Raw genomic sequence first — 23,436 nt, 5'->3', positions numbered from 1 at the left:
CGCCCAATCGCCCCGTTGTGATTGGGATGATCGCCCGAATACGTTAGAAAGATCGCATGATTACTGAACTCGGACACTTTGCCCTGATTCTGGGCTTTGGCATCGCTATCATCCAGATGGTGATCCCTATGATCGGCGCCCAAAAGGGCTGGCGTAACTGGATGGCGGTCGCGGACCCCGCGGCCACCTCGCAACTGATCCTTGTAGGCTTTAGTTTTGCGGCCCTGACCTATGCGTTTGTCACCTCTGACTTTTCGCTGAAACTGGTCACGATGAACTCTCACAGCGACAAACCGATGCTGTACAAAGTGTCGGGCGTTTGGGGGAACCACGAGGGGTCGATGCTTTTGTGGCTGTTGATCCTGACCCTATTCGGCGCCTGTGCGAGCTGGTTTGGCGGCAACCTTCCCGACACTCTCAAGGCGCGGGTGCTGGCGGTTCAGTCGACGATTTCGGTCGCGTTCTATGCCTTTATCATTTTCACCTCGAACCCGTTTCTGCGGCTTCAGGTGCCCCCCTTCAACGGTCAAGACCTCAACCCGCTGCTTCAGGACCCCGGTTTGGCGTTCCACCCGCCGTTCCTCTACCTCGGCTATGTGGGCCTCTCGATGGCGTTTTCGTTTGCGGTGGCCGCTCTGATCGAAGGTCGCGTCGACGCCGCATGGGCGCGTTGGGTGCGTCCGTGGACGCTGGCCGCGTGGATTTTCCTGACCATCGGGATCGGCCTTGGGTCGTGGTGGGCTTACTACGAACTGGGCTGGGGCGGGTTCTGGTTCTGGGACCCTGTTGAAAACGCATCCTTTATGCCGTGGCTTCTGGCCGCTGCGCTGTTGCATTCGGCCATCGTGACCGAGAAACGTGAAAGCCTGAAAAGCTGGACGATCCTTCTGGCGATCCTTGCGTTCGGCTTTTCGCTCTTGGGAACGTTCCTTGTGCGGTCTGGCGTCATTACCTCGGTCCACGCTTTTGCCAACGATCCAGAGCGTGGGGTGTTTATCCTCGGCATTCTGTTTGTCTTTGTCGGTGGGGCGCTGACCCTGTTTTCATTCCGCGCGGGTAGCCTAGAGGCAAAGGGCGTGTTCTCTCTCGTTAGCCGTGAAAGCGCGCTGGTGATGAACAATATCCTCCTCGCGGTGTCGGCGTTCGTGGTCTTTGTGGGCACGCTCTGGCCGCTGGTGGCTGAAATGACGACGGGGCGGACGCTATCGGTCGGTGCACCGTTCTTTAACGCGGCCTTCACGCCGTTCTTTGTCGCGCTTGCCGTGATCCTGCCGCCGGGTGCGGTTCTCGCGTGGAAACGCGGATCGGTCGCCAAAGCGATGAAGCCGATGTGGGCGGTTTTGATCCTCGCCGTGGCCTTGGGTGGTTTGGCCTTTGCGATGCAGACGGGCAATTCCGCGATGGGGCCGATTGGCGTGATTTTGGGCGCGTGGGTCGTGTTCGGTGCGATGATGGACCTGTGGCAGCGGGCAGGGCAGGCGTCTGTGTCCGACCGTCTGCGCCGTATCCGCAATCTGCCACGTGCCGATTGGGGCAAGTTCACGGCGCACTCTGGCCTTGGTATCACCATGTTCGCAATCGCGACGCTCATGGCGTGGGAGCAAGAAGACATCCGCACGCTCGCCATTGGTGAATCTTTTACCATCGACAAATGGGAGCTGACCTTGGACGCGGTGGACCGTGTTGAGGGGCCGAACTTCCTGAGTCAAATGGGAACCTTTACCGTCAAAGAAAACGGAGAGTTCCTGACCACCCTTCATCCAGAAAAACGGTTCTACCAAGTCGCGGCGATGCCGACGACCGAAGCGGGTATTCGCAACGGCGTGTTTGAGGACATCTATGTCGTCATCGGTGATCCGCAGGACGACGGTGGCTGGGCGGTGCGCACCTACATCAAACCCTTTGCCAACTGGATTTGGGCAGGGTCGTTGCTGATGGCCTTGGGCGGTGCGATTTCGCTATCCGATCGTCGTTTGCGCGTGGCTGCAGGTGGTGCGAAATCGAAGGCGAAAGCGAATATGGTGGCGGCAGAATGAAACGGCTTTTGCTTGCAGCTCTGCTGACGCTCTCGACGCCTGTGGTGGCGGTGCAACCTGATGAGGTGCTCGACGATCAGGCGCTGGAGACACGTGCGCGCGACATTTCAAAGGGGCTGCGTTGCCCTGTGTGCCAGAACGAAAACATCGACGATTCCAACTCTGCCATCAGCCGCGAACTGCGGCTTTTGGTGCGGGATCGTTTGATTGAGGGCGACACGAACGAAGAAGTCGTGGATTTCATCGTGGCCCGCTACGGTGAATATGTGCTGCTCGAACCCACGAAAGATGGGTTTAACATGATCCTATGGGTGGCCCCCCTTGGGATGCTGTTGCTCGCGCTTGGTGCTGGCTTTGCCACGGTGCGGCGCAAGGGAACGGCATCTTCCGATGCTCTGACGGACGCAGAAAAAGCGCGTCTTGAGGAAATAATGAAGTCGTGACGCACGGTTTTGCTTTTCTGCATCTCGGGCATTGCTAGTCTCTGCCCGAGACACAGAGGAGCCCTCATGGATTATTCCGCCATCACGCTGGACATCACCGATAATATCGCGGTGATCACCCTGAACCGCCCTGACAAAATGAACGCCCTGAACGCGCAGATGCGTGCAGAGGTTACCCATTCGATCAAGGATGCTGAAACCCGTGCGCGGGTGATCGTGCTGACCGGCGCGGGGGCTGCGTTCTGTTCGGGTCAGGATTTGGGCGACGGTGGCAATGCGGCGAACCTCGATCTCGCGCGGGTGCTGCGCGACGAATATGTGCCGATGCTGAACGCGATGTATGATTGCCCTGTGCCTGTGATCGCTGCGGTAAATGGCGGTGCTGTTGGGGCAGGGGCGAACCTTGCGCTAGGGGCTGACGTGGTGATCGCGGCTGACAACGCATATTTCATGCAGGCGTTTTCAAAGATTGCCTTGATCCCCGATGCGGGCGGCACATGGTTGCTGCCGCGTCAGGTCGGTATGGCCAAGGCAATGGGCATGGCGATGTTCGCGGATAAGATCACCGCGCAGCAGGCCTCTGACTGGGGCATGATCTATGAGGCGGTGCCTGCGGAGGGGTTTGAGGCGCATTGGCGTGCGCGTGCGGCGCACCTTGCCAGCGGTCCGACCGAGACCTACCGTCACCTGAAAGAAGCGCTGCGCGCAAGCCAGTCGAACACGCTGGCGGAACAGTTGGATGTTGAGGCGCGTCTGCAGGGGAAATGTGGTAAGACCCGCGATTTCCGTGAGGGTGTCGTGGCCTTCCTCGAAAAACGACCCGCGAAATTCGAAGGGCGTTAACGAAAAACGGGCCGTCGTTCGGCGGCCCGATCGTCATAGAAAAAGGCCACCCAATCGGGTGGCCTTTTGTGTTTTTAGCGTTCTTCGGCTGGAACGTATTTGCGAAGCGTTTCGCCGAGGAACAACTGGCGCGGACGGCCAATTTTCATCTGCGGATCGCCCAGCTGTTCTTTCCACTGAGAAATCCAACCAACGGTGCGCGAGAGCGCAAAGATCGGTGTGAACATCGAGGTCGGGAAGCCCATCGCTTCGAGGATGATGCCCGAGTAGAAGTCGACGTTCGGGAACAGTTTCTTCTCGATGAAGTACGGGTCGTTCAGTGCGATGTGTTCCAGTTCTTTGGCAACCTGCAGGAGCGGGTTGTTTTCAACGCCGAGGAGTTCCAGAACTTCGTCTGCGGACTGTTTCATAACGGTCGCGCGTGGGTCCATGTTTTTGTAAACGCGGTGACCAAAGCCCATCAGACGGAACGGATCGTTCTTGTCTTTTGCGCGTGCGATGAACTCAGGAATGCGGTCAACGGTGCCGATTTCCTTGAGCATTTCGAGACAGGCTTGGTTTGCGCCGCCGTGTGCCGGACCCCAGAGACATGCGATGCCTGCGGCGATACATGCGAACGGGTTTGCGCCCGAGGACGACGCCAGACGCACGGTCGAGGTCGATGCGTTCTGTTCGTGGTCAGCGTGCAGGGTAAAGATACGGTCCATTGCGCGAGCAAGGATCGGGTCAACCTTGTATTCTTCCGCAGGCACAGAGAAGCACATGTGGATGAAGTTTGCCGCATAGTCGAGGTCGTTGCGCGGATATACGAACGGCTGGCCGATCGAATATTTATACGCCATTGCAGCGATGGTCGGCATTTTCGCAATCAGACGATGAGACGCGATTTCACGCTGACGTTCGTCGTTCACGTCGGTCGAGTCGTGGTAGAACGCAGACATCGCGCCAACAACGCCCACCATGGTCGCCATCGGGTGGCTGTCACGACGGAAGCCACGGAAGAACATGTGCATCTGTTCGTGGATCATCGTGTGACGGGTGATTGTGGTTTCGAACTTTTCCAGTTCTTCTTTGGACGGCAGGTTACCGTAGAGCAGGAGGTAGCACACTTCGAGGTAGTGCGAGTTCTCGGCCAGATCCTCGATCGAGTAGCCGCGGTGCTGCAGTTCACCTTTGTCACCGTCGATATAGGTGATGGTGGAGTCGCACGACGCGGTCGATGTGAAGCCTGGGTCGTAGGTGAACACGCCGGCCTGACCGTAGAGTTTGCGGATGTCGATGACGTCCGGACCTTGGGTTGGCGACAGGATCGGCAACTCATAAGAGGTCCCGTCGATTGTCAGTGTGGCGTTTCTAGTGTTCTCGGCCATTCTCTTTCCCCTGTTTAGGAGCTCGGCGCGCGTGTCGCGCCGAGACGTTGGTCGTAATCCCAGTATATAACGACGTTATGTAAACGTCGTGTTAGGCGGTCACATCTTTCAGACGTGCAACTGTTTCGTCCCGCCCCAGGACAAGCATCATATCAAAAACACTAGGGGTTACTGCGCGGCCTGCGAGAGCCGACCGAAGCGGCGCGGCAAGTTTGCCCAGCTTCGTGTCGTTTGCTTCTGCGACTGCTGCGACTATCCCCTCCAGCGTGTCTCGATCCCAGCTAGCATTTTGCAACTGCGGCGTCAATTCTGACAGTATACCACGGGATACAGGATCGAGAGCCTTTTCCGCTTTTTCATCCATATCCAGAGGGCGCGATGCCATGATAAAGTGTGCTTTTTCAAGTAGTTCTGGGAAAGTCTTTGCCCGTTCTTTGAGGCAGTACATACCTCGCGTCATTGCGTCGCGTTGGTCGTCTGTCAGTGGGTTTGCCCCTGTGGAGGCCAAAAATGCCTCGAGTTCATGCAGCAGTGCGGCATCGTTAGCGTTAGCAATGTGCTGACCGCAGAGGTTCTCGAGTTTCTTGAAGTCGAACCGTGACGGGGATTTGCCGATTCCATTGAAATCGAACCATTCCATCGCCTGAGCGTCGGTAAAGAATTCGTCGTCGCCGTGGCTCCACCCCAGACGTGCGAGGTAGTTGCGCATGCCAGCGGCAGGGTAACCCATGGTCTGATATTCATCGACGCCCGTTGCGCCGTGGCGTTTCGACAGTTTCTTACCATCTGGGCCAAAGATCAGCGGGATGTGCGCGTAAACGGGAAGCGGCCAGCCCATTGCGGTGTAGACCAGCATCTGGCGGGCCGCGTTGTTGAGGTGGTCGTCGCCACGGATCACATGGGTCACACCCATATCGTGGTCATCGACCACAACGGCGAGCATATAGGTCGGGGTGCCGTCCGAGCGAAGCACGATCATATCGTCGAGTTGGTCGTTGCGGATCGTCACGTCGCCTTGGACCTGATCGTGGATCACAGTGGTGCCCTCAAGCGGAGCCTTTACACGGATCACATAAGGCGTATCAGGGTGGGTGGATGGATCAGCATCACGCCATGGGCTGCGATAGAGGGTCGATTTGCCCTCGGCCTTGGCCGCGTCGCGGAAGGCCTGAATTTCGTCTTGGGTCGCGAAGCATTTATAAGCGTGACCAGAAGCCAGCATTTCATGCGCAACCTCAGCATGGCGGTCCGCGCGTTCAAACTGGCTGATCGCGTCACCGTCGTAATCAAGGCCCAGCCACTCCATCCCCTTGAGGATCGCCTCGGTCGCTTCGGGCGTGGAGCGTTCACGGTCGGTGTCTTCGATCCGCAGCAGGAATTTCCCACCCCGTCCACGGGCATAGAGCCAGCTGAACAGCGCAGTGCGGGCGGTTCCGATGTGCATGTATCCGGTCGGAGACGGCGCGATGCGGGTGACGACGGGCGTTTGGGACATGGGCAATTTAACCTTTCGCTAACCATGGTCGGCTCAAGTGAAGGGGATATAGGCCGGACGGGGGCAGGACAAGTGCGCGTGATGGGATGGATGAGGGCAAACCTCGCGTTACAGCGTGGACATTCCGTTAACTGGGTGCCCGTCGGTCTGGGCGTGGGCGTCGCGGGATATTTCGCGGCAAGGTCTGAACCGAGCTTGGCTCACTGGGCGATTGTCTGTGGCGGGATCGGCTTGTCGGGTGTTTTAGCTGTGGTCTGGCGTGGCGCACAGGTCGTGTGGGTCGGTATAGCCCTGATTTTGTTTGGCTTTCTGATCGCAGGCGTTCGGGCGAATGCGGTCGCTGCCCCGCAATTGGGGTTCCGCTACTACGGTCCGATTGAAGGGCGGATTGTGCAAATCGACCGATCGCAGTCCGATGCCGTACGCTTGACGCTCGATCATGTTGTGTTGGAAAACCTTGCGCCAGACCGAACGCCCGCCCGTATCAGGGTGTCGCTGCATGGTCATCAGGGGTGGATTGATCCCGTGCCGGGGCTGGTTGTGATCCTCACGGGGCACCTCTCGCCGCCTTCTGGTCCGGTCGAGCCGGGGGGATTCGATTTCCGTCTCTCGGCGTGGTTCGATCAGTTGGGCGCGGTCGGCTACACGCGGACGCCCGTTTTGGCGCTGGATGATGACCCGAGCGGGCTAGCTATTGACGTGCTGCGAATGAGGGTCGGCGATCATATCCGGTCTCGGCTCACGGGCGATAGCGGGGCCTTTGCGGCGGCGATCCTCACGGGCGACAGGTCGTCCATTGATGCGGAGGTCGTCGAAGGACTGCGGGCCACGAACCTCGCGCATTTGTTGGCCATTTCGGGGCTGCATATGGGGCTGCTGACGGGAGTGGTTTTTGCCGCGATCCGCATGGGGGCGGCTTTTTGGCCCGCTGTGGCTTTGCGTCTTCCCGTAAAGAAAATTGCAGCCGTTGCCGCGCTCTGCGTTGGGGCGTTTTATCTGCTGCTGTCTGGGCGAGCGGTCGCGACAGAGCGGGCGTTCATCATGATCGCGGTGATGTTCGTGGCGGTCTTGCTCGACCGTCGGGCCGTGACGTTGCGGGCGGTGGCGTTTGCCGCGACGATCGTCATCCTGACCCGTCCAGAGGAAATCGCAGGCCCCGGTTTCCAGATGTCCTTTGCTGCGACAACCGCGCTGGTCGCAGTCTTCAGCGCCATGCGCGGGCGCGGGTATCTTCTGCCTCGGGCCTTGCGCGGTGTCGGTGCGGTGTTTTTGTCGTCTTTGGTGGCGGGGCTGGCAACGGCGCCGTTCTCAGCCGCGCATTTTAATCAACTTTCGCACTACGGGTTGATTGCGAACTTCATGGCGGTGCCCGTGATGGGGATCGTCGTCATGCCTGCGGTAGTGCTGACAGTCGTTCTGACGCCGTTGGGGCTCGACTGGATCGGGTTGTGGCTGATGGAGCAGGGGATCGGCTGGATCCTCTGGGTGTCCGCAACGGTGGCAGGGTGGCCTGATGCGGTGGGCTATGTGGTCAGTTCGCCGCCCCTTGTTTTGCCTTTGTTGGCGTTCGGGGCGATCTTCGTGGCGCTTTGGCAAGGACATTGGCGGTGGGGTGGGATCGTGCCAGTGGTGATCGGTTTGGCGCTGTGGTCGGGGGGCGAACGACCTGCCTTGCTCGTCTCGGACACGGGCGGATTGCTGGGCGTGATGACGGACAACGGGCGGAGCCTTTCGCGCGGAACAGGCGATAGTTTTGCGGCTGAGGCATGGTTGCGCGGCGATGGTGATGGAGTAAGCCAAGAGGTCTCGGCTGCGCGAGGAGGATTCAATGTGGTTGGGCGGACCTATCGGACCGAGGTCGCGGGGTGGGACGTTCTGTTGGTGCGCGGCAAAACCGCGCTCGACCAGTTAGAAGGATGCGATGGGGCTGATATTGTTGTGACGAACCAACGTGATCAGGTGGATCGCCCCTGCGAGGTCTTCGATTTACAGAGGCTCCAGCACAGCGGATCGGTGGCGATTATGCCTGATGGGCAACTAAAAACCGCCCGACAGGTGACTGGCGAGCGGCTTTGGAATTCTGGTGGTGGGCGTCAGTAGGTGCGGATCAAACCGACCAGACGACCCTGAACCTTAACCTGATGATCGTGCAGGATACGAGTTTCATAGGCTGGGTTGGCAGCCTCTAGCGCGATCATCCCATTCTGACGGCGGAACTTTTTCAGCGTGGCTTCGGCGTCTTCGACGAGCGCCACCACGATATCACCGTTCGATGCGGTCTTGGTTTCGCGGATAATCACGATGTCACCGTCATTGATGCCCGCGTCGATCATCGAGTCACCCTTTACCTCGAGCGCGTAATGTTCGCCTTGGCCAATCATGCTCTGCGGGACGGCAACGTTGTGGGAAATTTCCTGAATGGCAGCAATCGGCACACCAGCAGCGATACGGCCCATGACAGGCAGTTCGAGCGCGCCAACGCTTTCCACCGATTTGGCGGCAGGCGGGATGCTATCGGGGCGGTCGCCCTCAATCACGCGTGGTTGGAAGCCACCCGATTTCTTTGCCAGCGCATCCGGCAGACGGGTGATTTCGAGCGCACGGGCACGGTGGGCAAGGCGGGTGATATAGCCGCGTTCCTCTAGCCCTGTGATCAGGCGGTGAATGCCGGATTTTGACCGAAGGCCAAGTTCCTCTTTCATCTCGTCAAAAGACGGTGGAACGCCCTCTTTTTGAACGCGAGTGTGAATGAATTCGAGTAGTTGGAGCTGTTTCTTTGTCAGCATGGCTCGTCCCCAATGGCAGCGAATGTTCGCATAGGTTTTGCCATTGTTCTACATGTGTTCTCGTTTTGTGTCAACGGGAACCTGTCAGAGGGCGATGACCTCGACCATCTCTCCTGCCGTGCGGGGGGGATCATTGGGCGGGCGCACGATCAGGCAGTTGGACTGCACGAGGATCGACAAAAGAGAGCTGTCTTGGGATCGCGCCGCCGTGACTGCGCCGTTTTTCAACGTGCCGCGTTCGTAGTGTTCGCGCGGTCCGTTTTTGCCGAGGCCTGCGGCAAGGCGGACAGGGGTGGTCTCTGGCAGAACATCGGTCAGGCCCTGTAATTTGCGAACCAAGGGGATCAGGAACATGATCCCACAAACGATGGCAGAAACAGGGTTCCCAGGTAGGCCGAGGTAGGGGCGCCCCTGAAAATCACCTGCGATCAGTGGCTTACCTGGGCGCATGGCGATTTTGTAGAAGGAGCGATTGAGGCCGAGTTCACCGCCGATCTTGCCCACCAGATCATAATCGCCGACCGACGCCCCGCCGATGGTCACTGCCACATCGTATTGGAACAGATCGGTCATCGCGGCGCGCAATCCGTCCTCGGTGTCGGGCGCGATGGGGAGGATGATGCCTTCGCCGCCTGCATCCTCGACCATCGCCTTGAGCGCATAGACGTTTGACGCGATAATTTGGTCGTCCGTTGGCGTCTGACCCGGCATCACCAATTCGTCCCCAGTGGCGAGGAAGGCCACGCGCGGTTTTCGCGACACCGACACCGTCGGCACGTTCATCGCCGCCAAAAGCGCGAGATCAGCCGATTTCAGACGGCGCGGTGCGGAAAGCGTGAAATCCGCCGCGAAATCCACGCCCAGTGGACGGATATTCGGTCCGTCGCCAAGGTTCGGCTGGATCGTGATCGTGTCACCGTCGCGGAGGATGTCCTCTTGGATCACCACATGGTCAGCACCCTCTGGCACAGGGGCGCCTGTGAAAATCCGAACGGCCTGACCCGCCTCTAATGTCTGGTTCCAGCCGTGGCCCGCAGCGGATTCACCCACAACGGTAAAGCTCGCGCCGATCCGAACTTCGGCGTCCCGCACGGCATAGCCATCCATCGCCGCCGACCGAAACGGAGGTTGCGCCCGCGTCGTCGCCGCAGGCACCACCATCACCCGCCCGTTCGCATCCGCCAAAGCCACCTCTTCGGTCGCCATCGGAGTTGCGAGAGCCAGACAAAGCGATTGTGCCTCAGCGACAGAGATCATGCCTCATAACGCCCTGATTTGCCGCCGTCTTTTAGGGTGACTTTGATGCCGCCGATAACCATGTCTTTTTGGATAGCTTTCACCATGTCGTGGACTGTGAGGGCGGCGGTGGAAACGGCGGTGAGGGCTTCCATTTCGACGCCGGTTTGGCCCGTTGTTTTGACCGTGGCGGAAATGCGGATACCGGGGAGGTCAGCGTCGGGGGTGAGGTCGACGGCGACTTTGGTGATGGGCAGGGGGTGGCAGAGCGGGATCAGATCGGATGTCTTTTTCGCGCCCATGATCCCAGCAAGGCGAGCGATCCCCAGAACATCACCTTTTTCGGCACGTCCCTCAACCACGAGGGCGAGGGTTTCGGGGGACATGGTGATGTAACCTTCGGCCACGGCGATGCGGGATGTTACGGCCTTGTCCGAGACATCGACCATATGCGCCTTACCGCTGTCGTCGAAATGGGTGAGGCCAGACATCACATCCCCCCCGAACGGAGCGGATTGGCGAGGAGGGTGCGGGTGGCCTCTTCGACGTTGTCCTGACGCATCAGGCTTTCGCCAATGAGGAAGGTCCGCGCCCCATAGCGGGCCATATCGGCGAGGTCGGCAGGGGTGAAGAGGCCGCTTTCGCAGACGATGGTGCGATCCTCTGGCACCATGCGCGCAAGGGTGCGGGTGGTGTCGAGCGTTGTCTCAAAGGTTTTGAGGTTGCGGTTGTTGATCCCCATGAGCGGCGATTTCAAACGGCTCGCCCGTTCGAGTTCTTCGGCATCGTGCACTTCGAGGAGGACATCCATACCCCAGTGAAACGCTGCATCCTCTAGCTCTTGGGCTTGTGCGTCAGAAACAGAAGCGAGGATGATCAGGATACAGTCGGCATTCAAGGCGCGGGCCTCTGCCACCTGATAGGTGTCATACATGAAGTCCTTGCGGAGTGCGGGCAGGTTTGTCGCCTCGCGTGCGGCCACGAGGTATTCATCCGCACCTTGGAACGAGGGGCCGTCGGTTAGGACCGACAGACAGGTCGCGCCGCCAGCCTCGTAAGCTTGGGCCAATGCGGGCGGGTTGAAATCGGCGCGGATCAGGCCTTTGGACGGGCTGGCTTTTTTCACCTCTGCAATCAGGCCATAGCCCGTGCGGGCCGCGTCAAGCAGACGGTCAGCAAAGCCACGGGTGGGCGAAGCGTTGCGGGCGCGTTCCTCGATCACAGAGAGCGGGGTGGCCTGTTTGCAGGCCTCGATGTGTTCGAGCTTGTAGGCCTTGATTTTATCTAAGACGTGCATGGATCAGGCCTCTTGGGTAACTTTGGATAGCATCTTGATCGCGGCCATGGCGCGGCCCGATGCGATGCTTTCTTTTGCGATTTCAACACCTTCGGTGAGGGAGGTCGCGCGATCCGCAACGACCAGCGCGGCGGCAGCGTTCAACAGAACCGCATCACGGTAGGCACCTTCAGCGCCCTCCATCAGGGCCAAGAGCGCCTTGGCGTTTTCTTCGGGCGTGCCGCCGAGGATCTCGGCGAGCCTATGGACTGGCAGGCCTGCGTCCTCTGGGTGAATTTCGCGGCCCGTGACCTCATCATTTTCGAGAACGGCAACAGAGGTCGCGCCCGTGATCGAGATTTCGTCCATGCCGTCGTGACCGTGGACCAGCCATGCTTTTTCGGACCCGAGCTCTTGCAGCGTTTCAGCCATCGGGAAAATCAGGTCAGGGGCAAAGGCGCCCGTAAGCTGACGTTTCACACCTGCAGGGTTGGTAAGAGGGCCGAGGATGTTAAAGATCGTTTTACAGCCGAGTTCCTGACGGACGGGCATCACGTGTTTCATCGCGGGGTGGTGCATCGGGGCCATCATAAAGGCGATGTTTGCCTCTTGAAGGCCGCGCTCAACAATCTCTGACCCAACCATGACATTAATGCCAAGTTGCCCCAGTGCATCCGCAGCGCCCGATTTGGACGATACATTGCGGTTGCCGTGTTTCGCCACGGGCTGACCTGCGCCAGCGACAACGAATGCGGTCGCGGTCGAGATGTTCAGCGTGCCGAGGCCATCGCCCCCTGTGCCGACGATGTCCATTGCGCCTTCGGGGGCTTTGACGGGAATGCATTTCGACCGCATCGACGCCGCCGCTGCCGCATATTCCGCGACTGATTCACCACGCGCCCGCATTGCCATCAACAGACCCGCGATTTGCGCGGGGGTGGCATCGCCGTTGAAGAGAATGTCGAACGCCTGACGCGCTTGGGATTTAGACAGCGGACCTTCGGAGGCTGCGTAGATCAGCGGCTTCATTGCGTCGCTCATGCGGTCACCTTCATCTTTGCGATATCGAGGAAGTTCTGAAGCAGTTTATGCCCGTGTTCGGATGCGATGCTTTCAGGGTGGAATTGCACGCCTTGGATCGGCAGTTCACGGTGTTGCAGACCCATGATGGTGCCATCCTCAAGCCATGATGTGACCTCTAGGCAATCGGGCAGGGTTTCGCGTTCCACGACGAGCGAATGATAGCGCGTCGCTTCGAACGGGTTCGGCAGGTCCGCGAAAACGCCCTTATTATTATGGTGCATTGTGCCCATTTTACCGTGCACGATTTCGTGGCAGCGCACGACGTTGCCGCCAAAGGCTTCGCCTATGGTTTGGTGACCGAGGCAAACACCCATGAGCGGTGTCTTTGTTTCAGCCGCCGCCGTTGTCAGTGCAAGGCAGATCCCCGCCTGAGCCGGATCGCAGGGGCCAGGGGACAACAGGATTGCTTCGGGGTTCATGCCCATCGCGTCCTGAACGGTGAGGGCGTCATTGCGTTTGACGACAACATCCGCGCCCAATTCGCCCAAGTAATGGACTAGGTTGTAGGTGAAGCTGTCGTAGTTATCGATCAAGAGCAACATGGTAGGCCCAACAAGCATTTAGGGGTTTTGCCGACCGTAAAGGTGGCGGTATAGTCGGCGCATACATGATCCTGTATGAGAGGGACCGTCAAGGTCCGCAGGGGAATTTACCGGACTGGGGCGTCACGGGGGCAGATAGGTGTTAAAAGGATTACTTTCAGGCGTTGGTGTAGGCGCATTGGTTGCGGGTGCAGGGCTATCGGTGGTGTCACTGTTGGCGCCATTGCCCGTGCCATCGACGCCTCCGGTCGGGGTGGAAACTCAGTCCGCGCAGATTGAGCCCGTCGCGGTCGAGGTGGAAAGCCCGACCTTGGCTGTAGATGCGACGACCGGCATCCAGATCGAAGCGCCCGATATGTCACCGGGTGCGGCGATTGAGGTCACTGAACCCACGCCTCCGATTGCGGATACAACACCCGCTGATCGTCCTGATCCGATTGATATTGCGGGCGATATGGCCGTGCCAGAGGCCGAGCAATCCGCGGGTGTTGAGGCGACGACCGATGCGCCTGTTTTGCCGACCCCGATGGTCGCCCAGCCTGAAATGCCAACAGGTGAGGCCGATATCGTGGTCAGCACCCAGCCCGCGATTGAAGTGATTGTCGTGCCAGAGGAAGAGCCAGCGCCAGTCGAGGACGCACCCGTTGTGACGGATGTTGCGCCCGAGATGGTGGTGCCTGAGGTGGTTGAGCCCGAGGTAACGGAACCCGAGCCAGAACCCGAACCGACCCCCGAACCCGAGGCGCCAAACGTCGATGCGGCCCCTGTGCCCGGTCTATCTGGTGAACCAGCGAGCGTGATGCCATCCAGCGACAGTGCCGTTGTGATCCGCCGCCCTGCGATCGAAGTCGAAGCCCCACTAGCAGAGCCCAGTGTCAACGCGCTCCTCGTTTATTCGGCCTATTTTACGAATCCTGATAACTTACCGCTCATGTCGTTTGTGGTGATCGATGATGGGGCATTGCCCAATGGGCCGTTGCTGTTATCGGCTGTTCCATTCCCAGTCACTGTCGCGATTGCTGTGTCTGACCCTGATGCGGCATCGAAAACGGCAGCCTACCGCGAGGCGGGTTATGAGGTCGCGGCGATCCTGACCTTGCCCGCCAATGCTACCGCCCCTGATGCGGCCCAAGTGATGGAGGCCACCTTTGCCGCCATGCCAGAGGCCGCGATGGTTCTCGATATGGGGGATGCAGGCCTGCAATCGAACCGTCAAGCGACCGAGGCCGTTATGGCCCGCCTTGCCGCCGATGGGCGTGGGTTCATCACGGCCGCCAGCGGTCTGAACGCTGCCATTCGCGCGGCTGAGGGGGCTGATGTGCCTGTTGCCATGGTCGAACGTGACCTTGATAGCAACAACCAAACCGCCGCCGTCATTCGCCGCTTTATCGACCGTTCCGCGTTTCAGGCGCGGCAAACGAGCGGCGTCGTGCTTGTCTCGCGTCTGCGGGCCGAAACGCTGAGCGCGCTGACGCTGTGGTCGACGGCCAATCGGGCAGGGCAGGTCGCTTTGGCCCCTGTTTCGGCGATTTTAAAAGACTAACGGGCGGGCCTTCGGGCTATCCCCCAGACGAAACCCACTACAAACGGAACCATCATGACACGTATCGTCCTCTCTAGCGACCACGCCGCAATCGAGCTGCGTCAGGCCATCGCGGCCCATATCACAGCCAAAGGTTATGAGGCCGTCGACATCGGCCCGACCGAGAACGTCAGCACCCATTACCCCGTCCACGGCAAAGCCGCGGCAGAGCGTGTGGCATCGGGCGATTGCGATCTGGGCATTATCCTGTGTGGCACGGGCCAAGGCATCATGATGGCCGCCAATAAGGTCAAAGGTATCCGTTGTGGCGTTTGTTCTGACCAATTTTCGGCTGCGATGATCCGTCAGCACAACAACGCCAACATCCTCTCGATCGGTGCGCGCGTTGTTGGCGAAGGTTTGGCGCTGGCTATCGTAGATGCCTTTCTCGACGCCGAATTCGAAGGCGGCCGCCACGCCACCCGCGTGGACATGATCGAAGAGTAAAAGAGTAAAGCGCAGGGGGCTATAATGCCCCCTCTGCTAGTATTTGTTTGTGATCTTGTAGTTTGAATTGAGAATCGAGCCATTGGCCCAATGAAATAATCACTTCAAGGAGTTGTACTAACTCTATTTGAGGGAAATTCTTTGTTTTTGGTCCGACACCGTCATGGAATGACGTTCGATCCCAGAATGTTAACTCAATTTCGTTTTTTTCGGTTATTTGGAAAAGGCCATGACTTAGTGCATCTCGCCACTTAATAACCCCATTTAGTGCATCGATGATCTGGCCCTTTTCGTCGACTTCAATATCCAAAACGGCCAAAATTTTCTCTAATATTTCTAACCGCTTTCGGAATGGTTTGCGCGCGATTTGTCGATACCGCTCTTTATGAAGTCCTTCATTTGGTTTCGTTCCAAGGCCAAACTCATGGACAACAATTGCGACAGCCACACGATGTTCGAGCTTTGAGCAAGCCAGAATAATACGGCCAATCAGAAGAATGTGCTCATCGTTAAGCGTTTTTCTCATCAGTCCTCCAACAAAAACCCCCGCTTTCGCGGGGTTCTTTTTTCTCAGCGATTGCCTGATCCCGTGAACCGCGTGGCGTCTTCGGCGGCTTTGCGGATGGCGTTCGATTTGTGGACGGTTTCCATGTATTCGGCGTGGGGGTCGCTGTCGTAGACGACGCCGCCACCTGCTTGGATATAGAGTTTTTCGTCCTTGAGGACCGCAGTCCGTAGGGCGATGCACATGTCCATGTCGCCGTTCGCGCTGAAGTACCCGCAGCCGCCGCCATAGACACCGCGCTTTTCGGGTTCCAGCTCGTCGATGATCTCCATCGCGCGGACCTTTGGCGCACCAGAGACGGTGCCCGCAGGCATCCCCGCAAAGAAGGCAGAGAGCGCGTCTTGGTCCTCGGCCAGTTCACCGACCACGTTCGACACGATGTGCATCACGTGGCTATAGCGTTCGATGATGAACTGTTCGGTCGGGCGGACGGTGCCGATTTTGGACACTTTGCCCGTATCGTTGCGGCCAAGGTCAAGGAGCATGAGATGCTCTGCCAGTTCCTTTTTGTCGGCCAAGAGGTCGAGTTCGTTCGCCTTGTCCTCTTCGGGGGTGGCGCCACGGGGGCGGGTCCCTGCGATGGGGCGAATGGTGACTTCGTTGCCGAACACACGAACGAGGATCTCGGGCGACGCGCCGATGACCTGAAACCCGCCGAAGTTAAAGAAGAACATGAACGGCGAGGGGTTCGTCCGGCGCAGCGACCGATAGAGCGCAAAGGGTGGTTCGCGGAACTCTTGGGTCCAGCGTTGGGCGGGCACGACCTGAAAAATGTCGCCTGCGCGGATGTAGTCCTTGGCCTTTTCGACCGCAGCCATATAGCCGTCTTTGGTAAAGTTCGACGTTGCGGGCGCTGCCTCGTGCGCGGTACGGAATTCGCGGCTGTCGACAGGGACAGGGCGATCCAAGGCGCGTTGGGCTTCTTTGACGCGTTCGGCGGCTTGGGCAAAGGCAGCCTTGGCCGAGAGGCCAGAGTTCGCCCATGCAGGCGCCACGAGGATCACGTCGCCTTTGACCCCGTCGAGGACAGCCACGACCGACGGGCGCAGCATCATCGCATCGGGCAAGCCGATGGGATCGGGGTTCACGTCGGGCAGGTGTTCGACCAAACGGATCATATCGTAGCCGAGGTAGCCAAAGAGGCCAGCCGCAGCGCCGGGTAGATCGTCAGGTAGATTGATCTTTGATTCCGCAATCAGGTTGCGCAGCGAGGTCAGCGGATCGGCTTCTTCTTCGACAAAGGCATCGTCATCGTAGCGGGCCGCACGGTTCACGCTGGCTGTAGTTCCGTCACAGCGCCAGATCAGATCAGGGTTCATGCCAACGATCGAGTAGCGACCGCGGACTTCGCCACCCGTTACACTTTCGAGCATGAAGGCATCTTTGCCCGCGCCAGAGAGTTTGAGCATGAGGGACACAGGCGTATCGAGGTCGGCGGCCAGACGGGTGTAGACGATCTGGTTTTCACCAGCGTCATAGCCACGTTGGAAGCTCTCGAAATCGGGGCTGAGGGCCATGGTGCGGTTCCCTTATTGGATCTGAGCGTGGACCGCGTTTACGGCCTCGCGCACAACATTGATGTCGGTCTCACCGCGCAGGGTGTTGAGCGTGATCTGCATCGCGTCCTGAGCCACACCGTTCGACAGCTGCGCCGCGAAACGGTCACGCAGGGCGATCACATCAGGGTCCTCAAGGTTCGGTGCGTTCACGGCATCCACACGGGCCAGCACAGCGCCGCCGTCATAGGGCAGGGCAAAGCCATTGCCAGCCTCGGTTTCGAACACGCGGGTCATGTAGCCTTCGGGGGTGTAGTCGAGGAAGGTCTGACGGGTGACGTCAACGTCGATGGTTGGGGCGAGGCCAAATTCACCGAACTGCGAACCGTTGGAGAGGGCGGTTGCCATCTCTTCGGCTTTGGCGAGGATCGCGGCTTGGGTTGTGTCGCGTGTCCATGCGGCTGTCACGTCCTCGAGAACATCCTCAAGAGGCTGGAGCGCAGGCTCTTGGATCGTTTCGACGCGGAGTGCAAAGATACCGCCGTCGGACATTTCGATCAGTTCAGGATAGGCACCGATCGGTGCAGCAGCGGCGGCCTGACGAAATTCAGGGTACGCGGCCATGCCGTCGGTCGAGGCGACTGTCCAGTCAATCGAGCCAAGCTCCATCTGGGTTTGATCGGCAAGGTCCTCAACACGAGCGCCGCCGGCAATAAGGTCTGCCATTTGCTCTGCCGCATCGCCAATCACACGACGGGCACGGTCACGGCCCAGTTCAGCGCGGAGTTCATCGGCAGCAACCTCGAATGGGATCGATTCAGCCTCGAGCACGGCGTTGATACGGAACAGCGAGGGTCCGATCAGAGACGGCAGTGGGCCAACAACGTCGCCAGAGGCCGCCGCAAACACAGCAGCGCCCGCTTCGGCCAGTTGCACCTGATCCACATCGCCGAGGTCAACGTCGTCAAGCGTCAGACCACGATCCTCAACCAGTTGGTCAAAATCGGTTTCGCCAGCGGTGATCGCGTCCATAGCGGCTTGGGCAGAGGCCTCATCCGCAAAGCCGAGACGTTCGACCAAGCGACGCTCTGGGCTGTTATAGTCAGCGGTGCGCTGTGCATAGAGGTCACGCAGTGCGGCTTCGTCCACTTCGATCGTTGGCAGCAGCATGTCAGGTGTCAGGGCCGCGTAGACGATAGATTTGGTTTCCAGCGTGGTGAAATCAGCAGGGTGCCCTTCGTGGTAGGCTGCGAGGTCTTCCTCAGTTGGGGCAGGGATCGCATCGGTCAGAGCGGCGTTAGTGACCTGAACCCAAGTGATGTCACGGCGCTCAGCCGCGTAGGTCACGAGCGCGTCGATATATCCAGCGGGAACGGTATAGCCAGCAGTGAGGCCGATTTGCAGCGCGGTTGCGGCCATTTCATCGCGGAGCGACTGTTCGTAATCGCTTTCGCGGGTGCCCATGCGGGACAGAACATCGCGGTACGCTTCACGGTCGAAGGTGCCAGAGAAGCCTTGGAAGTTCGGGTTCGACGTTACGCGGTCGCGCAAACGTTGGTCACCAATGGAAACGCCCATGTTCGTGGCTTCGTTTTCGAATAGGCGCATGTTGATCATGTCATTGAGAACTTGCTGATCAATGCCGAGCGATTGCGCTTGGGTAAAGCTAAGCGGTTGGCCGATTTGCCCCGAAAACGTGTCGATCCCGCGGCGCAGTTCCAGCGCGTATTGGTTCAGGGTGATTTCTTTGTCACCGACCGTTGCGAGGGTGGTGGTTCGGCCCGAAAGGCTCGTTGTTCCGAAACCGACAAGGCTGAAGAACAAAAGGCCCAAGATGACCCAGACGCCCAATTTTGTCTTCTTTTCGCGTGCCATCTGCGGCCCCCCTGAAACTGATGTCTTCACCCTGTCAAACAAGGCCTGCAATGAATAGGCGGGCGGGCGATAAGGTGCAAGCGGGGAGCCACGGGAAACCGCCAAGGAACGCGGTTTTTTGAATTGGCGCGGAAATCTGGAAAAATGTATACTTTTGTATAAAAATGGCGCGAAAGTATAGTCTTTCGCGCCTTAAAATGTTCGAAATGTGCAATTTTAACCGATGATTAATCGGTGCCGCGATAAGGTTGGACGTATTGCAGCGCCATATCCCAAGGGAAGAAAATCCATGTATCTTGGCTCACTTCGGTGATGAAGGTGTCCACTTGCGGGCGGCCTTTGGGCTTTGCGTAGACGGTGGCGAAGTGGGCTTTGGGGTACATTTCGCGGACGAGTTCGAGGGTTTTGCCGCTGTCCACGAGGTCGTCGATGACGAGGATCCCCGTGCCGTCCCCCATGATCTCTGCGTCGGGTGCCTTGAGCACTTGAGCCGAGGATTGGTTCTGGTGGTTGTAAGATTTGACGCTGATCGTGTCGATGGTGCGCACGTCCAATTCACGTGCAATGATCATCGCAGGGGCCATGCCGCCACGGGTGATCGCGACGATGGCTTTCCACGATCCATCTTCTGCCGGACCTTGTCCGTCTAGACGCCATGCCAGCGCACGGCTGTCACGGTGGATTTGATCCCAAGAGACATGGAACCCTTTTTCGTGGGGCAGAAGATCGTTCTTTGCCATTCGGTCAGTCCTTTACGTCAGGGCGATTTTTAGGCCGAGCAGGGCAAGGAGCCCGCCGAACATCCGGTCAACACCGGCCTTTAGTCGCAAATAGGCAGCACGCGCACGGGGCAGAGAAAAGACCCGCGCAACGACGATATACCAGAGTGTTTCATTGGCGAAAACCGCCGCAAGTATGGCAAGACGCCACGGCAACGGCGTGTCATGCGGCACGAGGCCGACAAAAACCGCGCCAAAGAACACAGCGGGCTTTGGGTTGGACGCGAAGGTGAAGAACCCGTAACGCATCGCAGAGAGGGCAGAGCGGGGTGCTGCGCCCGGTGTCGGCTCTGCGAGCGGGTCGCTCGCGTGTTTCCACATGTTGTAGGCGATCCAAAAGAGGAACGCGGCACCGACCAGTTTCAGGCCGATGAACAACGAGGGGAGAATTTCGAAGAGAAGCGCGAGGCCAGCCATTGCCGCCGTGGCCCAGAGGATCGCACCGAGCCCGAAGCCGAGGGCGAGGGCAGTTGCCACCTTGAACCCGTCAGAGGCTGCGGTGCGCACAGCGACGACAAAGCTGGGTCCAGGGGAAATCGCCGCCGCAAGGTGGATCAGAACGATCGACAGAAATGCGGCGGCGGTCATGGTTTACTCTTTGTTCATGTCAGGCGCGTCGACGGCTTTCATGCCGACAACGTGGTAGCCCGCGTCAACGTGGTGGGTTTCGCCCGTCACGCCAGTCGAGAGATCGGACAGAAGGTAGAGCGCGGAACCGCCCACTTCGTCGATCGAAACGTTTTTGCGCAGCGGCGAGTTATATTCGTTCCATTTCAGGATGTAACGGAAGTCACCGATGCCAGATGCGGCCAGCGTTTTGATCGGACCAGCCGAAATTGCGTTAACGCGAATACGGTCTTTGCCCAGATCTTCGGCGAGGTAGCGCACGGAAGCCTCGAGGCCTGCTTTGGCGACGCCCATGACGTTGTAGTGCGGCATCACGCGTTCTGCACCGTAGTAGGTGAGGGTGAGGCACGACCCGCCGTCGGTCATCATCTTTGCTGCGCGCTGAACTACGGCCGTGAACGAATAAACAGAGATGTCCATCGTCATCAGGAAGTTTTCGCGGGTGGTGTCCACATAGCGGCCACGCAGTTCGTTTTTGTCAGAGAAACCGATGGCGTGGACGATGAAGTCCATCTTGCCCCATTTTTTCTCAAGCTCTGCGAAAAGCGCATCGACCGAGTCCATGTCGGACACGTCGCACGGCAGAACCGTATCAGAGCCGAGTTGTGCTGCGAGCGGGCCAACCCGTTTCAGCAGTGCTTCGCCCTGATAGGAAAAGGCAAGTTCCGCACCAGCGTCTGCGAGTGCCTTGGCGATGCCCCAAGCTATTGATTTGTCATTGGCGAGGCCCATAATTAGCCCGCGCTTGCCCTGCATGAGTTGCGACGACATTGTGTCCCCCTTGCCCCTTTCGCGTTATATCGCTTCGGTGTAGGCGATTGGACCAGTCGCTTCAAGCCTGTGTGAGACGCAACGTCACAGTTGTTGTATCAAAACGCGCTTGTTACGCGCCCCACCTTGTTGATGAGAAGAGGGTATCATGAGTGACCGCACAGGCATTTTCGCAGGCGACGATCCGTTCCAATTGGCACGGGATTGGTTGGCTGAGGCCGAAAAAAGCGAGATCAATGACCCGAACGCTATCGCGCTGTCGACCGTAGACGCAGACGGTTTGCCGAACGCGCGTATGGTGCTTCTCAAAGAGATCGAGGACGACGCCTTTGTGTTCTACACGAACTACGGAAGCAAAAAGGCCCAAGAGCTAGAGGGGGCAGGGAAGGCTGCCTTTGTCATGCATTGGAAGTCCCTTCGTCGGCAAATCCGGGTGCGCGGAACCATCGAACGCGAGGACGGACCGCAGGCGGACGAATATTATCATTCGCGATCTCTCAAGAGCCGTTTGGGGGCATGGGCGTCGAAACAATCGCAACCTCTTGATAGTCGGGGCACTCTGATGGCCGAAGTGGCTGTTGTTACCGCTAAAGAGGGAATCAATCCGGCGCGCCCACCGTTCTGGGGTGGGTTTCGTATCACACCGGTCGAGATCGAGTTCTGGGCTGATGGCGCGTTTAGGTTGCATGATCGCTTTAGGTGGACACGTGAAGGTGTAAATGCACCTTGGTCGGCGGTCCGTTTGTATCCCTAAGTTGATCAAAATGCCGTTGGTGGGACTTGTTTCTTGCGAACAAAACAGGTCTGCTGACGCGGTGAAGCTGCGGCCGGATGGGGGTCCGTGGCGGGATTGAAAGAATGATGACTGACACAATAAATGAACGCCCTGTCAAAGGGCGTGTAAAATGGTTTGATCCTGGCAAAGGCTTTGGCTTTGTCGTGTCAAACGAAGGCGGCGCGGATATTTTGTTGCACGCAAACGTCCTACGCAATTTTGGGCAGAGTTCGGTGGCGGATGGATCGGATATCGATCTTCTCGTTCAAGAGACGGATCGTGGTCTTCAAGCAACCGAGGTTATCGCGATTGCACCACCTGAGTTGCCAGCTAACGGGAGTATGCTGGCGGATCTGGTGGATGTTGATCCAGAGGTTCTCGATAACACGCCAATTTTACCGGCTCGGGTCAAATGGTTCGACAAAGGTAAGGGATTTGGGTTTGCCAATGTCTTTGGTTCGTCCGAAGATATCTTTGTGCACATCGAAGTTCTGCGCCGGTCTGGCCTTGCTGACCTGCAACCAGGCGAAGCTATCGCCATGAAGAGCATCGACGGGAAGCGCGGGAAACTGGCGGTCGAGGTTCTGATTTGGGAAAGCATTCAGCTAGACGATTAATATCGCTCGTGATTGCAGCGCTAGCCGCCGTGGCCCAACCGGCTGCGGCGGCTTGTTCTTTGGATAAGGTACTGGTCAGGGGTGACTTTGGTCAGGCGCGTTTCACCGTTGAGGTGGCGGATACGGCGGATGAGCGGGCCCAAGGGCTGATGAACGTGCCAGAGATGCCGACGATGGCGGGGATGCTGTTCGTTTACGAGCGCCCGCATCAGGTGGCGTTCTGGATGCACAACACACTGATTCCTCTTGATATGATTTTCGCAGATGAGACGGGCACGATTACCCGCATTCATCCCAATGCGATTCCGCTCGACCGCACGCCAATCGACGGTGGGGCACAGGTTCAGTTCGTTTTAGAGGTAAATGGTGGCCTTGCAGGGCGTTTAGGCATCGCTGAAGGCGATGTTTTGCAGCATCCATCCATCGGAGAAAACGCCGCTTTGCCATGTAACTAAGAAAAAGCACGCTTTGGGCTTTTCAATTCCGAAAAGCATCGCTAAACGGTGCGCAGTCGGGGCGTAGCGCAGCCTGGTAGCGCGACGGTTTTGGGTACCGTAGGTCGTAGGTTCGAATCCTATCGCCCCGACCACTTCAGAAAATTGTGCCGATTAACCATAAGTGTGCAAATTCTGCCGTTTTCGTGCAAATTTGTGTCAAGCAGTTTCGTCAGCTTTCCACACATTTATTGGCAATTTGAAGTTTTGACCAAGAGCGGGCGGCTCTGGTTTCATCGTGTGATGTCTTCGAGACAGGATCAGTGGCTCTAAAATAAAGGCGCTTGGTCGACTCAGG

23 protein-coding genes and 1 tRNA gene are annotated in these 23,436 nt (G+C 58.4%); 10 read left to right on the top strand and 14 right to left on the bottom strand.

Annotated features, from left to right (window positions below):
- The first annotated feature begins 56 nt into the window (after positions 1–56).
- The 3 genes from BSK21_RS07520 to BSK21_RS07510 all read left to right on the top strand — a co-directional run bounded on the left by BSK21_RS07520 (position 57) and on the right by BSK21_RS07510 (position 3,322).
- Positions 57–2,036, top strand: coding sequence for a heme lyase CcmF/NrfE family subunit (locus tag BSK21_RS07520; protein ID WP_067545534.1), 1,980 nt, complete (start codon positions 57–59; stop codon positions 2,034–2,036).
- Positions 2,033–2,479, top strand: coding sequence for a cytochrome c-type biogenesis protein (locus BSK21_RS07515; RefSeq protein WP_067545531.1), 447 nt, complete (start codon positions 2,033–2,035; stop codon positions 2,477–2,479). The genes BSK21_RS07520 and BSK21_RS07515 overlap by 4 nt, the downstream gene beginning before the upstream one ends.
- Before the next feature lie 66 nt (positions 2,480–2,545).
- Positions 2,546–3,322, top strand: a complete 777-nt coding sequence (locus BSK21_RS07510; RefSeq protein ID WP_067545529.1) for an enoyl-CoA hydratase-related protein — start codon at positions 2,546–2,548, stop codon at positions 3,320–3,322.
- A gap of 74 nt (positions 3,323–3,396) precedes the next feature.
- On the opposite strand, the gene BSK21_RS07505 is transcribed toward BSK21_RS07510, so the two are convergent.
- Together BSK21_RS07505 and gltX are read right to left on the bottom strand one after the other, a co-directional pair.
- On the bottom strand, positions 3,397–4,692 hold the full coding sequence (locus BSK21_RS07505; protein WP_067545526.1) for a citrate synthase: 1,296 nt from the start codon (positions 4,690–4,692) through the stop codon (positions 3,397–3,399).
- A 91-nt stretch (positions 4,693–4,783) separates the two neighbouring features.
- Positions 4,784–6,187, bottom strand: a complete 1,404-nt coding sequence (gene gltX / locus BSK21_RS07500; protein ID WP_067545522.1) for a glutamate--tRNA ligase — start codon at positions 6,185–6,187, stop codon at positions 4,784–4,786.
- Between the two features lie 24 nt (positions 6,188–6,211).
- Between gltX and BSK21_RS07495 the strand changes: the two genes are divergently transcribed.
- On the top strand, positions 6,212–8,287 hold the full coding sequence (locus BSK21_RS07495) for a ComEC/Rec2 family competence protein (RefSeq protein WP_082959353.1): 2,076 nt from the start codon (positions 6,212–6,214) through the stop codon (positions 8,285–8,287).
- On the opposite strand, the gene lexA is transcribed toward BSK21_RS07495, so the two are convergent.
- The 6 genes from lexA to BSK21_RS07465 all read right to left on the bottom strand — a co-directional run bounded on the left by lexA (position 8,281) and on the right by BSK21_RS07465 (position 13,110).
- Complete coding sequence (gene lexA, locus BSK21_RS07490) at positions 8,281–8,973, bottom strand: transcriptional repressor LexA (RefSeq protein WP_067545517.1); 693 nt, start codon at positions 8,971–8,973, stop codon at positions 8,281–8,283. The two genes, BSK21_RS07495 and lexA, sit on opposite strands and share 7 nt — an antisense overlap.
- An 84-nt stretch (positions 8,974–9,057) precedes the next feature.
- Complete coding sequence (glp, locus tag BSK21_RS07485; protein WP_067545513.1) at positions 9,058–10,230, bottom strand: gephyrin-like molybdotransferase Glp; 1,173 nt, start codon at positions 10,228–10,230, stop codon at positions 9,058–9,060.
- Positions 10,227–10,700 (bottom strand): cyclic pyranopterin monophosphate synthase MoaC, encoded by a 474-nt coding sequence (moaC, locus tag BSK21_RS07480; RefSeq protein WP_067545512.1) that lies wholly within the window; start codon positions 10,698–10,700, stop codon positions 10,227–10,229. Before moaC ends, glp begins: the two co-directional genes overlap by 4 nt.
- The gene (gene trpC, locus BSK21_RS07475; protein ID WP_067545509.1) at positions 10,700–11,506 is read right to left on the bottom strand and encodes an indole-3-glycerol phosphate synthase TrpC; all 807 of its coding nucleotides are present in this window, start codon (positions 11,504–11,506) and stop codon (positions 10,700–10,702) included. The genes moaC and trpC overlap by 1 nt, the downstream gene beginning before the upstream one ends.
- 3 nt (positions 11,507–11,509) lie before the next feature.
- Positions 11,510–12,526 carry an anthranilate phosphoribosyltransferase gene (gene trpD, locus BSK21_RS07470; protein ID WP_067545507.1) on the bottom strand — a complete coding sequence of 339 codons (1,017 nt, stop codon included), beginning with the start codon at positions 12,524–12,526 and terminating at the stop codon, positions 11,510–11,512.
- Positions 12,523–13,110, bottom strand: coding sequence for an aminodeoxychorismate/anthranilate synthase component II (locus BSK21_RS07465; RefSeq protein WP_067545504.1), 588 nt, complete (start codon positions 13,108–13,110; stop codon positions 12,523–12,525). Before BSK21_RS07465 ends, trpD begins: the two co-directional genes overlap by 4 nt.
- A gap of 139 nt (positions 13,111–13,249) precedes the next feature.
- Between BSK21_RS07465 and BSK21_RS07460 the strand changes: the two genes are divergently transcribed.
- Together BSK21_RS07460 and rpiB are read left to right on the top strand one after the other, a co-directional pair.
- Positions 13,250–14,653 carry a divergent polysaccharide deacetylase family protein gene (locus BSK21_RS07460; protein WP_156529499.1) on the top strand — a complete coding sequence of 468 codons (1,404 nt, stop codon included), beginning with the start codon at positions 13,250–13,252 and terminating at the stop codon, positions 14,651–14,653.
- Positions 14,654–14,707: 54 nt separating this feature from the next.
- Entirely contained in the window at positions 14,708–15,139 is a 432-nt protein-coding gene (gene rpiB / locus BSK21_RS07455) for a ribose 5-phosphate isomerase B (RefSeq protein WP_074038990.1), read from the top strand.
- Between the two features lie 19 nt (positions 15,140–15,158).
- Here the strand turns inward: rpiB and BSK21_RS07450 are convergent, their stop codons facing one another.
- The 6 genes from BSK21_RS07450 to fabI form a co-directional block, all read right to left on the bottom strand.
- Entirely contained in the window at positions 15,159–15,665 is a 507-nt protein-coding gene (locus tag BSK21_RS07450; protein WP_067545499.1) for a hypothetical protein, read from the bottom strand.
- A gap of 44 nt (positions 15,666–15,709) precedes the next feature.
- The gene (gene trpE / locus BSK21_RS07445) at positions 15,710–17,221 is read right to left on the bottom strand and encodes an anthranilate synthase component I (RefSeq protein WP_067545496.1); all 1,512 of its coding nucleotides are present in this window, start codon (positions 17,219–17,221) and stop codon (positions 15,710–15,712) included.
- 12 nt (positions 17,222–17,233) lie between these two features.
- On the bottom strand, positions 17,234–19,075 hold the full coding sequence (locus tag BSK21_RS07440; protein WP_067545493.1) for a peptidylprolyl isomerase: 1,842 nt from the start codon (positions 19,073–19,075) through the stop codon (positions 17,234–17,236).
- Positions 19,076–19,302: 227 nt separating this feature from the next.
- Positions 19,303–19,815, bottom strand: coding sequence for a xanthine phosphoribosyltransferase (gene gpt, locus BSK21_RS07435; protein WP_067545490.1), 513 nt, complete (start codon positions 19,813–19,815; stop codon positions 19,303–19,305).
- Positions 19,816–19,827: 12 nt separating this feature from the next.
- The gene (locus BSK21_RS07430; protein ID WP_067545487.1) at positions 19,828–20,442 is read right to left on the bottom strand and encodes a LysE family translocator; all 615 of its coding nucleotides are present in this window, start codon (positions 20,440–20,442) and stop codon (positions 19,828–19,830) included.
- 3 nt (positions 20,443–20,445) lie between these two features.
- A complete protein-coding gene (gene fabI / locus BSK21_RS07425) occupies positions 20,446–21,252 on the bottom strand; it encodes an enoyl-ACP reductase FabI (protein ID WP_067545484.1) in 807 nt (268 codons plus the stop codon).
- 148 nt (positions 21,253–21,400) lie between these two features.
- Between fabI and pdxH the strand changes: the two genes are divergently transcribed.
- From pdxH to BSK21_RS07405, 4 genes are all read left to right on the top strand, one after another.
- Positions 21,401–22,006 (top strand): pyridoxamine 5'-phosphate oxidase, encoded by a 606-nt coding sequence (pdxH, locus tag BSK21_RS07420; RefSeq protein WP_067545481.1) that lies wholly within the window; start codon positions 21,401–21,403, stop codon positions 22,004–22,006.
- A 104-nt stretch (positions 22,007–22,110) separates the two neighbouring features.
- Positions 22,111–22,644, top strand: a complete 534-nt coding sequence (locus BSK21_RS07415) for a cold-shock protein (protein ID WP_067545479.1) — start codon at positions 22,111–22,113, stop codon at positions 22,642–22,644.
- Between the two features lie 8 nt (positions 22,645–22,652).
- Entirely contained in the window at positions 22,653–23,099 is a 447-nt protein-coding gene (locus BSK21_RS07410) for a DUF192 domain-containing protein (protein ID WP_231924662.1), read from the top strand.
- A gap of 57 nt (positions 23,100–23,156) precedes the next feature.
- Positions 23,157–23,233: transfer RNA gene (locus BSK21_RS07405), tRNA-Pro, on the top strand.
- Positions 23,234–23,436: the final 203 nt, after the last annotated feature.

Origin of the sequence: Marivivens sp. JLT3646 (genome assembly GCF_001908835.1) — a bacterium.
GTDB lineage: Bacteria > Pseudomonadota > Alphaproteobacteria > Rhodobacterales > Rhodobacteraceae > Marivivens > Marivivens geojensis.
The sequence above is the reverse complement of the archived record's forward strand: the minus strand, read 5'-3'. Positions and strand labels throughout refer to the sequence as shown.